Here is a 13,561-nt window from a genome sequence, read left to right as displayed (position 1 = left end):
GAAAAAAGGCAAAGCGCTTAGCGTTCTGCCTTTTTTTAGTAGAAAAGGAGTACTATAAAGGATTTTTGTTCTATAATGTAGAATATATAAACTTATAATATGATGAGTGGAGCTACATTATTGGAAGTCGTGGGGTGCGATACGTGGAAAAGCAGGTTCAGAAAAATAACGCTTTACCTTTAGATGAAGCGGGTAACATACATATAGAAGAAAATAGGAATACCCACGTTGGGATTAGAAATACCCCCAAGTATCCATTTCTTGAAGAATTAAGGAAACTAAAAAAAAGTGAACGGAAGTTTAGAATGATTTTTGAGGATTCGATTGATGGGCTCCTTTTATGGAATGATCAATTTCAGATTGTCGATCTTAATAGCAGTGCAGAAGACATATTTGGTCTTTCTAAAGACCTTTTAATTGGTAAGAATCTTTTTGGATTATTCAGTGAAACTAAGATCAAACCAGAAATCATCAAACATGTTGAACAGGCAATGGATAAGGGGAAGCATTCTTCGACGATTATCATTGAATCAGAAGAAGGCCAAAAAAGATATTTTGACTATTCATCAAAACACGAGATTGTTGAGGGCTTAAATCTTACGGTTATTAAAGATATTACCGAAAAGATAGAAATACAGGAGCAGCTTCGGAAATCCGATACGTTAAACGTAATTGGAGAGCTTGCTGCTGGGATTGCACATGAAATTCGTAATCCAATGACGGCCTTAAAGGGGTTTATTCAATTACTTGAAGGCAGTATTAAATTAGAACATGAAATGTATTACCAAGTTATAACGTCAGAATTACAGCGTATCGATTCAATTATTAATGAGTTTTTAATTTTAGCAAAGCCGCAGGCAAAACGGTTTCAGGAAAAAGATATTAAACAAATAATGAAGGAAACGGTTGACCTTCTGAACGCTCAAGCAGTCTTGCATAATGTACAATTTATTACAAGCTTTGAGAACAAGCTTCCGCTTATTTTTTGTGAACCGAATCAATTAAAAAAGGTTTTTATTAATATTATCAAAAATGCGATAGAAGTAATGCCGGATGGCGGTAATATCTTAATTAAAATCAACCAAACAGAAAATAACCAAATTCGGATTTCGATCTGCGATGAAGGGATGGGGATTCCGGAAGAAAAAATAAAAAAACTAGGTGAACCTTTTTATACGACTAAGGAACGGGGAACCGGCCTAGGTTTAATGGTAAGTTACCGGATTATTGAAGAACATCAGGGAACCGTTCAAATTGAAAGTGAAATAGGGAAGGGAACCACTTTTACCATTATCCTTCCACTTTTAGCAAATTCAAAATGAAAAGCAATCCAGGCGGATTGCTTTTTCTATTTTATCGTTTCTTTTATAGCAGTGATGAATTCAGTCAACCCATTTATTTCCTTCCGCTGTTTTATGAGTAATGTCCCTAATTCCAATGATTTTCTTTTTGCGGTTAATCTGACGTTTTCATCTTCAATACGGTCCAAATCAGCTACATGGGCAAGGCCAATTGTTCTTCTAATCAATTCACAGCCTGCAAATCCAAGGGCATCCTCAAAGTATTTTGAGACAACGTGGTTCAAAAATAATTGGGTATTTACTAATTTCTCTTTATTTTCTACTTCCCAAAGGCGGCTGAATTCTTTATGAAAAACATTCCAGACCGTTTCGACATGGTTAATAAAGATATTGCGGTTATCATTGTTAACAATGACTTGGAACAGTAGATTTGCAAATACCTGCCCTATATCAAAACCAGCAGGACCATAATAAGCAAATTCCGGATCAATCACTTTTGTCACGGAGTTATTTGCGAACATACTTCCCGTGTGCAAGTCACCATGAAGAAGAACTTCTGCTTCTGTTAAAAAACTTTTTTTCAACACGGAAACATGAAAGATTAAATCTTCGTCATTCCAAAGGGATTCAACATCCGCTCGCAAACCCTCTTCAAATTCATTCGTTTCAGCCTCATAATAAGGATCCGTAAAAATAAGGTCTTCTGTTATATTGCATAGTTCCGGATTAATAAATTTTTGTACCTGCTCCTTTTTTACCGCAGGTCCTAACCCATAATCGGAGGTATAAAATAATGTTTTCGCTAGATATTCACCAAGATGCTGTGAAATTAAAGGATAGGTTTCCCCATTGATAAATCCTGTTCTTGCAATGGAAAGATGGGAAAGGTCCTCCATCACAGTTACGGCTAATAAATCATTGGTATAATAAACTTCCGGAACGTAGGCTGGTGCTAGATGACCAAATATTTTTAAAGCATCGGCTTCTATTTTTGCTCTTTTAACGGTCAACGGCCAGCTTTCTCCAACAACTTTCGCATAAGGTAGCGCTTGCTTAATAATAATACTTTTACTGCTTTTTTGCTCTACGAGATGAAAAACTAAGTTTAAGTTCCCATCCCCAATCTCCTTACAGGTTATTTGAGAATCAGCATCAAATATATTTAGTTCTAATGCTAGCTGGACTGCGGTGGTTTCTGTTAATGGCTGGTATGTTTCTAGATTTAAAATACTCATGATTTATTCCTCCTGTTTATTAGAGGCTTTTTCAAAAGAAAAAAGCCTCTTTCTCATCTGAAAGAGGCTAAAGGACAATTGTTTTTTGTTCTTCGCACCTCTTATCTCTCAGAAAGTAATCTTTCTGTTGGAATTAGCACCGTGCCTTGTGGGAGAATTCCCGGCGCAGCTGCGCCCCATTTTACAATGGAATTACGGTCGGTTGCTGGGCTTCAAAGGGCCAAATCCCTCAGCCAGCTCGTGATAAGAGAAAATCTAATTTTCATTTTTTTCAATATGTTGAAATAATAACAGTCAAATAATAATAGTGTCAATGTTTTTAAAAATTATTTATAATATTCAGGTTTTCTAACTTCGAAAATTGGAATCTGCCGAATTTTTACTTTACAAGCCGTTATAAAAGTAATATCATTACTGACTAGAATTTCAATAATAATTTACTTTTTAAGCAGGTGAGAACATTTGAACACTTTTCCACCATCAAATCTATTAGAAAATCTACCGAAACAATTTTTTGCGTCATTAGTAAAAAAAGTGGGGCAGTACATTAAAGCAGGTCACGATGTTATTAACTTAGGCCAGGGTAACCCTGATCAACCAACCCCAAAACATATTGTTGAGAAGCTAAAAGAAGCCGCCGAGAAACCGATAAATCATAAATATTCACCTTTTCAAGGTTATCCATATTTGAAGCAGGCGGCAGCAGAATTTTATCAAAGGGAATATGGTGTTTCAGTTAACCCCGACAAAGAAATCGCGATTTTATTTGGCGGAAAAGCAGGTCTGGTTGAATTGCCGCTATGCCTGTTAAATCCCGGCGATACCATTCTAGTCCCCGATCCCGGATATCCGGATTATTGGTCCGGGGTAGCCCTAGCACAGGCAAAGATGGTTACAATGCCTTTAAGGGAAAAAAATCATTTTTTACCTGATTATGAGGAATTAACACCAGAAGCTTTAAAAAATGCAAAATTAATGTTTCTTAACTATCCGAATAATCCTACGGGAGCGACCGCAACAGAGGAGTTTTTCACTGAAACCGTTAAGCTAGCAAATGAACATAATTTTTGTGTTGTCCATGATTTTGCTTATGGTGCAATTGGCTTTGACGGGGAAAAACCTCTAAGCTTTTTACAGGTAGAGGGAGCAAAAGAGGTTGGAATCGAAATCTATACATTGTCTAAAACTTATAATATGGCTGGCTGGCGTGTTGGGTTTGCTGTAGGAAATGAAAGAATCATTTCTTCAATTGAGCTTTTGCAGGATCACTTATATGTTAGTCTGTTTGGCGCCGTACAGGAAGCAGCTGCGGAAGCATTAACGGGACCACAGGATTGTGTATGGGAGCAAAACCAGCTGTATGAGCGAAGACGGAATATTTTAATTGATGGACTTCGAACAATTGGCTGGGAGGTAACTGCACCGAAAGGATCCTTTTTTGCCTGGTTAAAGGTTCCCACTGGATTTACCTCTGAGGAATTTGCTAATCTTCTACTTGACCAAGCCCATATTATGGTTGCACCCGGGATTGGCTTTGGCAGCTTTGGTGAAGGGTATGTTCGTGTTGGGTTATTAACAGACGAGGAGAGGCTTAAAGAAGCTGTCAGAAGAATAAGTTCCTTGGAAATTTTCAAAAAATAGTTGACAGATTTTTTTTTTCTTGGGATAATCCTTTATAAAGTTAAGCAACGTTTAAAAGTGAATATAACGAATGTTTTCTTATCAAGAGCAGGCGGAGGGACCAGCCCTATGAAGCCCGGCAACCGACTTACCCAAAATGGTAAGCACGGTGCTAAATCTTGCAGCAAAAAGCTGAAAGATGAGAAGATGTTAGTTTTGAATGCTAACCTCTTCTTTTCGAAGAGGTTTTTTATTTAACGAAAGGTAGTTGAACATCTATGACTGAAATCATTGCTACATACCTACTTCATGAGGAAAAAAACCCGAAAAAAAAAGCGGAAGAAATCGCACTAGGATTAACGGTAGGTTCCTGGACAAATCTGCCTGAACTTGAAAAAGATCAATTGCGCAAACATAAGGGCAGGGTGGTGTCCGTTGAAGACTGGCATTCAGAAAAACCGTCAGTTATCCGGATTGCCTACCCAACCGTTAATTTTTCAAATGATTTACCGGCAATTCTAACGACTGTTTTTGGAAAGTTGTCCCTCGATGGGAAAATTAAACTCCTTGATTTAGTGTTTGGCCAAGAAATAAAAATGCAGTTTCCGGGACCTAGATTTGGAATTGAAGGCATTCGTGAAAAGGTAGGTGTCCAAGGGCGTCCCTTGTTAATGAGCATCTTCAAAGGGGTACTGGGAAAAGATCTGGCTTTTTTAGCGGAACAATTGAAACAGCAAGCACTTGGCGGAGTAGACCTGGTAAAGGATGATGAAATTCTTTTTGAAAATGAACTTACACCATTTGAAAAAAGAATTACAGAGGGTAAAAAAGTTCTACAAGCGGTTTACGAAGAGACAGGGCATAGAACCTTGTATGCAGTAAATTTAACGGGCAGAACATCACAGCTTAAGGATAAAGCTAGAAGGGCTGCAGAGCTTGGAGCTGACCTTTTATTATTTAATGTGTTTTCTTATGGCCTTGATGTCCTACAGGAATTAAGGGAGGATGATGGCATTGGATTACCATTGATGGCACATCCTGCGGTAAGTGGTGCGTTAACATCATCATCGCAATATGGACTATCCCATTCTTTATTACTTGGAAAGCTGTTACGCTATGCGGGTGCAGATTTGTCATTATTCCCGTCACCATACGGAACGGTTGCTTTAGATAAACCTCTAGCTTTATCGATAGCAGATGAGCTTACAAAAGAAGATACTTTTAAGACAGCATTTCCTGTCCCTTCTGCTGGAATCCATCCAGGATTGGTTCCACTGTTAATTCGTGATTTTGGTGTAAATTCCATTATCAATGCAGGCGGCGGCGTTCATGGACATCCGGATGGAGCAAAAGGGGGCGGCACAGCTTTCAGGCAGGCAATTGATACCAAATTAAAAGGTGATTCCTTGGTGGAAGGTGCTAAAGTTTATCCGGAGCTTAAAAAGGCTCTTGAATTATGGGGAAATGCGGAGGTTACGGTTTAATGACGAAACCTGTAATTTATTGTGATTTTGACGGGACGGTTACCGAGAGTGACAACATTATTGCCATTATGAAAAGATTTGCACCTCCAGGATGGGAAGCTATCAAGGATCAAATTTTATCCCAGCAAATATCAATCAGTGAAGGGGTAGGAAAATTATTTTCGTTATTGCCAAGTGATTGGAAAGATGAAATTACTGCATTTGCAATTGAAAATGCTAAAATTCGACCGGGTTTCAAAGAATTTGTTGAATTTGCCCGCAGTGAAAAAATTCCATTCTACATAATTAGTGGTGGAATCGACTTTTTTCTTCATCCGATTCTAGAGGAGTTCGGTCCCTTTGATGGAGTTTATTGCAATGGGTCAAATTTTTCCGGTGAAACAATCGAAATTTTATGGCCGCATGAATGTGATAAACTATGCAGCAATCAATGCGGCTGTTGTAAGCCGAGCATTATTCGACAATTAAACATAGAAGAAGATCCTTTCAAAATTGTCATCGGTGACTCTGTTACCGATTTAGAAGCAGCAAAACAGGCGGACTTTGTGCTCGCAAGGGATTTGCTTCAAGAAAAATGTGTTGAATGGGGAATTAATCACCAGGGGTTCAATACGTTCTTTGATTGTATCGAAGAAATAAAAAAAGAATTGGGGTGGATGAGATAAAATGCTAAAGAAAAGATGGTCTGAATTGGCGGATGTTAAAGACGAACTGGCAGAGAGAGATTGGTTTATGGGGACAAGTGGGAACCTTGCGATCAAAGTTAGTGATCATCCACTGCAATTTTTGGTTACAGCAAGCGGCAAGGATAAGCGGAAACGTACGGATGAGGATTTTCTTCTAGTCAATGAATTCGGCCGTGCTGTCGATCAAACTCATTTAAAGCCGTCTGCGGAAACTTTGCTTCATGTGGAAATTTATCAAAAAACAGGTGCCGGATGCAGTCTCCATGTTCATACGATTGATAATAATGTCATTTCTGAAGTGTATGGCGACCAAGGTGAGGTCACGTTTAAAGGCCAGGAGCTTATTAAGGCATTTGATATGTGGGAAGAAGATGCTGTCTTAAAAATTCCGATTATTCATAACTATGCCGATATTCCTACACTTGCTCGTGAATTTTCAGAGCATGTTTCAGGAGATTCCGGTGCTGTTCTAATTCGAAATCATGGGATAACAGTTTGGGGAAAAACCGCCTTTGAAGCCAAGAAGATACTTGAGGCATCAGAATTTCTGTTTCGTTATCAGTTACGACTATTAGAGTATAAACAAAATCAGTTATTTAAAGTGGTATAAATTAAATTATTTATAAGGAGAGAATGAAAATGGCTTATATTACATTCCAAAGTAAAGAAGAACAAATTCATGATCAGCAGGAGGTTGCAGGCTTCCTATCAAGTCAGGAAGTTATTTATGAGCAATGGGATATTTCAAAATTACCTCAAGCTTTAGTTGAAAAATATAACTTAAGTGATGAGGAAAAAGAGGAAATCTTAGCTGTTTTTGCAACTGAAATTGCAGATATTTCGGCAAGAAGAGGCTATAAAGCACAGGATGTAATCTCTTTATCTGATACAACACCAAACCTGGATGTTCTTTTGAAGAACTTTAAACAAGAGCATCATCATACAGATGACGAGGTTCGTTTTATCGTAAGCGGACATGGTGTATTCGTTATCCAAGGAAAAGATGGCGAGTTCTTTGAAGTTCATTTAAATCCAGGAGATTTAATTTCTGTTCCGGAGAATATAAGACACTACTTTACACTTGAAGCAGACCGTAAAGTCGTTGCTGTCCGTATTTTCGTAACGACAGAGGGCTGGGTACCAATTTATGAAAAAGAAGAGGTAAATCAATAAGAGATAATAACGAAGATACGGCCGGCAGATCTGCCGGCCGCTTTTATTTATAATTCTTAAAATCTGCAAATCTAGAAAACTGTGTCGAAAGAACGGAATAATTATAATGTTTTGTCTACTTTTGCGATACGGTTTACTTTTTGACAAATTCTTGTATAATTCATCAAGTAGCCTAATTTAGTGGATTAGAGTGTAAGAGTAAGGAGAAGGATGAAATTGTACAAGCATGGAAGTAGTTGTTCAGAAATGTTAGCAGAAATAAAAGTAAAAAGAGAACTTATGATGGAATGTGCAAATAAAAAAGGCTTTACAAGTGAAGAGACCATCAAATATAGTCAAGAGCTTGATGAATTAATCTACGAGTATCAGAAAGTTGCAGGTCAATCTACTAAAAAACAAGAGGAGGTAAAGCTTTCTTTTAAACAATCAATATTAGTATGGCCGAAGGTGATTGTGGGTTTTTAAAAAGAAAAGATTGGAGTGTGGATGCTGCTGCGATTCTTAAAAAGTTTCGATAATCAATACCATTGCAAGCAAGCCTGTAATAAAGGCATAGGTTGATGTTCTTTCATTACCGTCCCCATGACTTTCCGGAATTAACTCCTTATAGATAATAAACAACATAGCTCCTGCCGCAAATGAAAGTCCATATGGTACAAGCCCTTGAACAAATGCTGTCAAATAAAATCCCATTAATGAAGTAACAATTTCAATCGCACCCGTTAACGTCGCAAGGATGAAGGCCTTAAATTTACCCATCTTTTGATTGATTAGAAATAACGCAACTAGAAGGCCTTCCGGCGCATTTTGAAATCCAATTGCCAGTGCAATTAGATTCCCCGTCTCTCCCGTATTAGAGGCATAACTCACACCTACTGAAAGCCCCTCCGGGATATTATGAAGGGTGATTGCGGAAATGATCAAAAAAGCCTTTTCGTCAAACTGAATCCCGTATTGATTATGGTCAAGTTCAATATGCGGTATTTTCTTTTCTAAAATCGTTAATGTAAAAACTCCGAGAAGCACTCCAATAAAAAGTGAAAGAAACCCCCCGATTTTTAATGCTTCAGGAATAAGTCCTATTGTAGAGGCAGTCATCATAATCCCTGCACTAAAGGCTAATAGGATATCTTTAAAGCGGTGTGTAACGGAATGATGGATAAAAAGAATAATTAATGCACCCGCTCCTGTTGATAACGCAGAAAGAATACTTCCAATCAATACACCAGCCATTTACACTCCAATCCTTTCCCTTTCTTAAAGATAGGCTCTGTTAAGCATAGTTGTTGATTTCCGCTCCAGGCACCAACGGTTCGTGGGCTGTTCGGAGAGCCTCCTCGCCGCTTCGCTCCTGCGGGGTCTCGCCTGTCCCGTACTCCCACAGGACACTGAATTGCTTCCTTGAATCCGCCACGCACGAAGAAAATGCGTTAGCATTTTCGAGGAGCCTTCGTGCCTTCCGCTCCAATCAACGCTGTTCAAAAATCAACATTGTCCTTTAACGCAGCCTAATGATAAGAAATGGAATATTAATAATTTTAGATAACAATGTGATTTTTATCATTGTTTATATCTTAATATTTCATATAGTTATATTAAAGATATTAATAAACTTACATCAGGATTTTCTACATATGCTTCTAGATTTTTACATTCCCTTTCATTCCCACTCAGTTCCGTATTAACCAACATCCAGAAAAGCTCACATGTATTGAAGTCTATTCAAAAGTTCAAGAAAGGTTCATACACTCGCTTTTGAATTTAGACTAAAATTAACAAGTAAGGAAAAAACAGAAAATTAACTTAGTTTAGTACTATGCCTATGTTGCGATTCCTATATCGCAATAAAAGCATTTTCTATCTGAAAGCAATAGCTTTCAATTACCAGATTTTATGGAGGAGGGAAAGTCCTACATGCACATTGTCGTCTGTGTCAAACAAGTACCTGATACAAAAATTATTAAAATTAATCCCAAAACCAACACACTCGACCGCCGCAGTGCACCAGCCATCCTAAACCCTTACGATGCACATGCTGTACAGGAAGCTGTAAAGATTAAAGAGAAAACAGGCGGTACGATTTCTGTGTTATCCATGGGGCCACCTCAAGCAACAGAGGTCATTAAAAAAAGTATTGAAATTGGTGCAGATAGAGGCTATCTAATCTCAGACCGTGCATTTGCAGGGGCGGATACGCTAGCAACGAGTTATGCTTTATCTAAAGCGCTGGAAAGAATCAGCAAGGATTTTCCTGTTGATATGGTTATTTGCGGAAAGCATGCTATTGATGGAGATACCGGGCAGGTTGGTCCCGGGATAGCAAGAAGGATGGATATCCCTCCAGTTACAAATGTAATCGAAGTATCGGAAGTGAATTTAAACGAAAAGACCGTTTTATTAAGAAGAAAGCTATCCAGCGGATATGAATTAATTCAGGCAGAATTGCCATGTCTGCTTACAGTTGAAAAGGAAATTAACGAGATTGAATATGCACCTATGCCAAACATGTTGAAAGCAGCACGATACGAATCAATTGTTTGGACAGTTAGTGATCTGGAAAATGTGGAGCGCACACAGCTTGGTCTAAAGGGTTCCCCTACGGTTGTAGGAAAAATGTTTACCCCCCCAAGGCCGGAAGGTGGAGTGAAACAACTTGAAGGCTCTGCGAATGAGCAAGTGAAACAGCTCATGGGAGTCTTAATGGATAAAAAAGATCTGTTCGCCATCCAGTCATCAAAATAAACCTTTATCTTTTTAACGCAGGGAGGGATTTAAATGAATCTTGAGGAATATCGTGGAGTTTGGGTCTTTATCGAACAAAATGATGGGAAAATCGAAGGGGTTTCTTTAGAGTTGTTAGGTGCCGGCAGAAAATTAGCTGATAAGCTGCAAGTTCCGCTGGGAGGATTTTTACTTGGACAAGGCATTAAATCATTGGCAAACAAAGTTATTGAATATGGAGCAGATGAAATATATATCATTGATCATCCTATATTAAAAGATTATCGCACGGAGTCTTATATGAAGGGTGTAGACATGCTTGCCGAAAAGTATAAGCCTGAAATCATTCTTTATGGTGCGACACCGAATGGAAAAGATTTAGCTAGTGCAGTAGCGACCGATTTAAATACCGGTTTAACCGCAGATACGACAATGCTTGATATCGATTTAGATAACCGGCTATTAGAAGCATGCCGTCCTGCTTTCGGCGGTAATATTATGGCTACAATTCTTTGTAAGAAACATCGGCCGCAAATGGCAACAGTTCGTCCTAAAGTTATGAAAGCAGTGGAGCCGGTTGCAGGCAGAATAGGGAAGGTTATTGAAGAACAAATCACTCTCAAAGAAGAAGATATGCGTACGAAAGTACTACAAATTGTGAATGATGTCACAAAGAAGGCGAATTTAGCGGATGCCCACGTCATTGTATGCGGCGGAAAAGGGATGGGGGACGAAAAAAACTTTCAACTCATTCATGAATTTGCTGAAACAATTGGTGCGAGTGTCGGTGGAACGAGGGATGTTGTTGAAGCTGGCTGGCTTCCGCATTATCTTCAAATTGGTCAGACGGGTGAAACGGTTACACCGAAAATTTTCTTTGCAGTGGCAGTGTCAGGTGCCATCCAGCACGTGGTTGGGATGAAAAACTCAGATACCATAATCGCCATCAATAAGGATCCGAAAGCACCTATTTTCGACGTAGCAACCTATGGAATAGTGGGAGATGCTATGGAAATATTGCCAAAATTAATTGAGCAATTTAAACAGGTTCAGAAGGGCGGTGCAATAAGCTATGTCTGAGAAATTTGATGTAATCATCGTTGGAGCAGGTCCAGCAGGCTCAGCTTGTGCACTGGTTTGCGCAAGAAACGGTTTGAATGTATTGCTTCTTGAAAGAGGAGAATATCCTGGCAGCAAGAATGTTATGGGCGGCGTCTTATTCAGCAAACAATTAAGGGATCTTGTTCCTGAATTTTGGAAGGAAGCCCCACTTGAGCGTCCAGTTGTTGATCATAGGTATTGGGTGTTAGGTGAAGAATCAGCCATTCAAGTAGGGTATAAAGGTATGGAATGGGGTGCAGAACCCTACAATAGTTTTACCGTTCAAAGAGCCAAATTCGACCAATGGTTTGCGAATAAAGCAGTGGAAGCAGGGGCGTTGCTAGTTAATGAAACCGTGGTCACAGAATGTATTGTAGAAAACGGTAAGGTTGTTGGGGTTCGTACAGACCGTCCCGACGGAGAACTATGTGCCGACGTAGTGGTATTAGCCGATGGAGTAAACTCCCTTTTAGCTAAACAGCTAGGCTTCCGGAAAGAACACCCACCGGAACATGTTGCTTTATGTGCCATGGAAGTTATTAATATGCCAAAAGAAAAAATTAACGAACGGTTTAACATTGCGGAAAACCAAGGTGTAGCAATTGAAATTTTTGGTGAATCGACAAAAGGAAATTTTGGTGCAGCATTCCTTTATACGAATCAAGATAGCATAAATATTGGGGTCGGTACAACACTTGCCGCTATGATCAAAGATAAATTAAAGCCATATGATTTATTAGATCAATTAAAAAATCATCCAACGATTAAACCTTTGATTGAAGGTGGGGAATCTGCAGAGTATCTTGCCCACCTAATCCCTGAAGGGGGATACAGGTCAGTACAAAAGGTAGTTGGAAATGGTGTTGTTGTCGTTGGTGATGCAGCATCGCTTGTTAACGCTATGCACGGTGAAGGATCCAACTTGGCTATGTACTCTGGGGAACTAGCAGCACAGACAATTGTTCAAGCGAAAAAACGCGGAGATTTTAGCGAATCCAGCTTAAACCAATACCGCGAAGCTCTTAACAATAGTTTTATCATGAAGGACTTGGATAAATATAAAGATGCACCTCATACATTTGAGTCATATCCACAATATTTTAAAGAATACGCTCCAATGCTAACCAAAGCAATGGGTAAATTCTTTACTGTTGATGGTACACCTAAACGTGATAAACAAAAACAAATTATGAAGAGTTTTACAGACGGAAGAGGAACTTTCAAAGTGCTTACTGATATTTATCGTGTTTGGAAGGCGGTGAAATAATGTCAACGACAACTCTTGAGGAAAAACAATATCTTCTAAGATTTAAGTGCGACACGAAATCACACTTAACCGTGCTTGATCATGATGTTTGCATGACCAAATGTCCGGATAAACTTTGCACAGTATTTTGCCCGGCCGAGGTTTATAAATGGGAAGGAACACGGATGCAGGTAGGCTTTGAAGGATGCCATGAATGTGGAAGCTGCCGGATTGGCTGCCCACAGGAAAACATTAAATGGGAATATCCAAAAGGCGGACACGGGATTGTGTTTAGGTTAGCTTAAAACCGTGAGCATTTTGTGAGCAAATGTGAACATACAGTAATCGAGGATACCAGATTTGTTAGCTTTGATAAAAAGAATTGTTGTGCATTCTTCTGTGATAGTGAGGCAGAACCTGGAGTCATTGTTGTAGATTGTAGACAAATTGTAGGATTCCGTTTTGAAGCTGAAGATTAATAGGATATAAAAAATAGGGACGATGCTATTTAGTGAGCATCGTCTTTTTGTTTATCCTCTTCATCTATAAGTATTAGTAAATCGCTTAATTCAATTTCTAAGACAAAACATACTTTACCTAATGTGTCCCGTTGATAGCTTTTCCGGTGCTTTTTACTATTTATTCATACTACCTTTTTCTCGTACAGGTGCCTGTAAAGGGACAGCTGGTGCTAATATTTGTGCACCTGGTGCTACTGGTGGATGTATTTGATACCATTCAGGCAAAGCAGAGGACCGTTTAATAGGACCAGAACTACCGATTTGCAAAACTGAAGTATTGACCATTTCGGTGATTTTCAAAAAATAATTTTTATTCCTAATCGAGTTTTAAAATTCACATTTATCACCCCTTATGAATATATGCTCAATTGCTAATTTCTATTTATTCTTATTTTCAAGGAATCCATCAAGCAGATCTTCTTCATTTTTTAAATGAATAACGAACCTCCGAAAAGATCTCAAATTGGTTCTTT

Annotated in this window: 14 protein-coding genes and 2 riboswitches; of the genes, 11 read left to right on the top strand and 3 right to left on the bottom strand. The window is 38.8% G+C overall.

Annotation, left to right across the window (positions count from 1 at the left end):
- The first annotated feature begins 143 nt into the window (after positions 1-143).
- Complete coding sequence (locus tag E2K98_RS02000; RefSeq protein WP_235824680.1) at positions 144-1,322, top strand: PAS domain-containing sensor histidine kinase; 1,179 nt, start codon at positions 144-146, stop codon at positions 1,320-1,322.
- A gap of 26 nt (positions 1,323-1,348) precedes the next feature.
- Here E2K98_RS02000 and mtnK read toward each other — a convergent pair whose 3' ends face one another.
- The gene (mtnK, locus tag E2K98_RS01995) at positions 1,349-2,536 is read right to left on the bottom strand and encodes an S-methyl-5-thioribose kinase (RefSeq protein ID WP_133332625.1); all 1,188 of its coding nucleotides are present in this window, start codon (positions 2,534-2,536) and stop codon (positions 1,349-1,351) included.
- A 98-nt stretch (positions 2,537-2,634) separates the two neighbouring features.
- Positions 2,635-2,786, bottom strand: a riboswitch (SAM riboswitch).
- Between the two features lie 212 nt (positions 2,787-2,998).
- Between mtnK and E2K98_RS01990 the strand changes: the two genes are divergently transcribed.
- The 6 genes from E2K98_RS01990 to E2K98_RS01965 all read left to right on the top strand — a co-directional run bounded on the left by E2K98_RS01990 (position 2,999) and on the right by E2K98_RS01965 (position 7,964).
- Positions 2,999-4,177 carry a pyridoxal phosphate-dependent aminotransferase gene (locus tag E2K98_RS01990; protein ID WP_133332624.1) on the top strand — a complete coding sequence of 393 codons (1,179 nt, stop codon included), beginning with the start codon at positions 2,999-3,001 and terminating at the stop codon, positions 4,175-4,177.
- A 75-nt stretch (positions 4,178-4,252) separates the two neighbouring features.
- Positions 4,253-4,362: riboswitch (SAM riboswitch) on the top strand.
- Between the two features lie 72 nt (positions 4,363-4,434).
- Positions 4,435-5,640 (top strand): 2,3-diketo-5-methylthiopentyl-1-phosphate enolase, encoded by a 1,206-nt coding sequence (gene mtnW, locus E2K98_RS01985; RefSeq protein WP_133332623.1) that lies wholly within the window; start codon positions 4,435-4,437, stop codon positions 5,638-5,640.
- Positions 5,640-6,305 carry a 2-hydroxy-3-keto-5-methylthiopentenyl-1-phosphate phosphatase gene (locus E2K98_RS01980; RefSeq protein WP_133332622.1) on the top strand — a complete coding sequence of 222 codons (666 nt, stop codon included), beginning with the start codon at positions 5,640-5,642 and terminating at the stop codon, positions 6,303-6,305. Before mtnW ends, E2K98_RS01980 begins: the two co-directional genes overlap by 1 nt.
- A 1-nt stretch (position 6,306) precedes the next feature.
- On the top strand, positions 6,307-6,936 hold the full coding sequence (locus tag E2K98_RS01975) for a methylthioribulose 1-phosphate dehydratase (protein ID WP_026574678.1): 630 nt from the start codon (positions 6,307-6,309) through the stop codon (positions 6,934-6,936).
- 29 nt (positions 6,937-6,965) lie between these two features.
- Positions 6,966-7,499: a 1,2-dihydroxy-3-keto-5-methylthiopentene dioxygenase gene (locus E2K98_RS01970; RefSeq protein ID WP_133332621.1), complete on the top strand. Its 534-nt coding sequence runs from the start codon at positions 6,966-6,968 to the stop codon at positions 7,497-7,499.
- 216 nt (positions 7,500-7,715) lie between these two features.
- On the top strand, positions 7,716-7,964 hold the full coding sequence (locus E2K98_RS01965; RefSeq protein WP_133332620.1) for an aspartyl-phosphate phosphatase Spo0E family protein: 249 nt from the start codon (positions 7,716-7,718) through the stop codon (positions 7,962-7,964).
- 36 nt (positions 7,965-8,000) lie between these two features.
- Here the strand turns inward: E2K98_RS01965 and E2K98_RS01960 are convergent, their stop codons facing one another.
- A complete protein-coding gene (locus tag E2K98_RS01960) occupies positions 8,001-8,732 on the bottom strand; it encodes a ZIP family metal transporter (protein WP_133332619.1) in 732 nt (243 codons plus the stop codon).
- A 681-nt stretch (positions 8,733-9,413) separates the two neighbouring features.
- Between E2K98_RS01960 and E2K98_RS01955 the strand changes: the two genes are divergently transcribed.
- From E2K98_RS01955 to E2K98_RS01940, 4 genes are read left to right on the top strand one after another with little or no spacing between them, the layout of a single operon-like run.
- Positions 9,414-10,241 (top strand): electron transfer flavoprotein subunit beta/FixA family protein, encoded by an 828-nt coding sequence (locus tag E2K98_RS01955; RefSeq protein ID WP_133332618.1) that lies wholly within the window; start codon positions 9,414-9,416, stop codon positions 10,239-10,241.
- Between the two features lie 33 nt (positions 10,242-10,274).
- Positions 10,275-11,300: an electron transfer flavoprotein subunit alpha/FixB family protein gene (locus E2K98_RS01950; RefSeq protein WP_133332617.1), complete on the top strand. Its 1,026-nt coding sequence runs from the start codon at positions 10,275-10,277 to the stop codon at positions 11,298-11,300.
- Positions 11,293-12,588, top strand: a complete 1,296-nt coding sequence (locus tag E2K98_RS01945; RefSeq protein ID WP_133332616.1) for an FAD-dependent oxidoreductase — start codon at positions 11,293-11,295, stop codon at positions 12,586-12,588. The genes E2K98_RS01950 and E2K98_RS01945 overlap by 8 nt, the downstream gene beginning before the upstream one ends.
- Complete coding sequence (locus tag E2K98_RS01940) at positions 12,588-12,872, top strand: ferredoxin family protein (protein ID WP_133332615.1); 285 nt, start codon at positions 12,588-12,590, stop codon at positions 12,870-12,872. The genes E2K98_RS01945 and E2K98_RS01940 overlap by 1 nt, the downstream gene beginning before the upstream one ends.
- Before the next feature lie 330 nt (positions 12,873-13,202).
- On the opposite strand, the gene E2K98_RS30685 is transcribed toward E2K98_RS01940, so the two are convergent.
- Positions 13,203-13,388: a hypothetical protein gene (locus tag E2K98_RS30685; RefSeq protein ID WP_165976134.1), complete on the bottom strand. Its 186-nt coding sequence runs from the start codon at positions 13,386-13,388 to the stop codon at positions 13,203-13,205.
- Between the last annotated feature and the right edge of the window lie 173 nt (positions 13,389-13,561).

The sequence above is a fragment of the Bacillus salipaludis genome (assembly GCF_004358205.1).
The sequence above is the reverse complement of the archived record's forward strand: the minus strand, read 5'-3'. Positions and strand labels throughout refer to the sequence as shown.

What these genes read in the sequence shown, in the direction of transcription:
- E2K98_RS01975 (WP_026574678.1), top strand. Translation starts at nt 6,307, where the DNA reads ATGCTAAAGAAAAGATGGTCTGAATTGGCGGATGTTAAAGACGAACTG.
- mtnW (WP_133332623.1), top strand. Translation starts at nt 4,435, where the DNA reads ATGACTGAAATCATTGCTACATACCTACTTCATGAGGAAAAAAACCCG.
- mtnK (WP_133332625.1), bottom strand. Translation starts at nt 2,536, where the DNA reads ATGAGTATTTTAAATCTAGAAACATACCAGCCATTAACAGAAACCACC.
- E2K98_RS01950 (WP_133332617.1), top strand. Translation starts at nt 10,275, where the DNA reads ATGAATCTTGAGGAATATCGTGGAGTTTGGGTCTTTATCGAACAAAAT.
- E2K98_RS01970 (WP_133332621.1), top strand. Translation starts at nt 6,966, where the DNA reads ATGGCTTATATTACATTCCAAAGTAAAGAAGAACAAATTCATGATCAG.
- E2K98_RS01940 (WP_133332615.1), top strand. Translation starts at nt 12,588, where the DNA reads ATGTCAACGACAACTCTTGAGGAAAAACAATATCTTCTAAGATTTAAG.
- E2K98_RS01980 (WP_133332622.1), top strand. Translation starts at nt 5,640, where the DNA reads ATGACGAAACCTGTAATTTATTGTGATTTTGACGGGACGGTTACCGAG.
- E2K98_RS01945 (WP_133332616.1), top strand. Translation starts at nt 11,293, where the DNA reads ATGTCTGAGAAATTTGATGTAATCATCGTTGGAGCAGGTCCAGCAGGC.
- E2K98_RS01960 (WP_133332619.1), bottom strand. Translation starts at nt 8,732, where the DNA reads ATGGCTGGTGTATTGATTGGAAGTATTCTTTCTGCGTTATCAACAGGA.
- E2K98_RS01955 (WP_133332618.1), top strand. Translation starts at nt 9,414, where the DNA reads ATGCACATTGTCGTCTGTGTCAAACAAGTACCTGATACAAAAATTATT.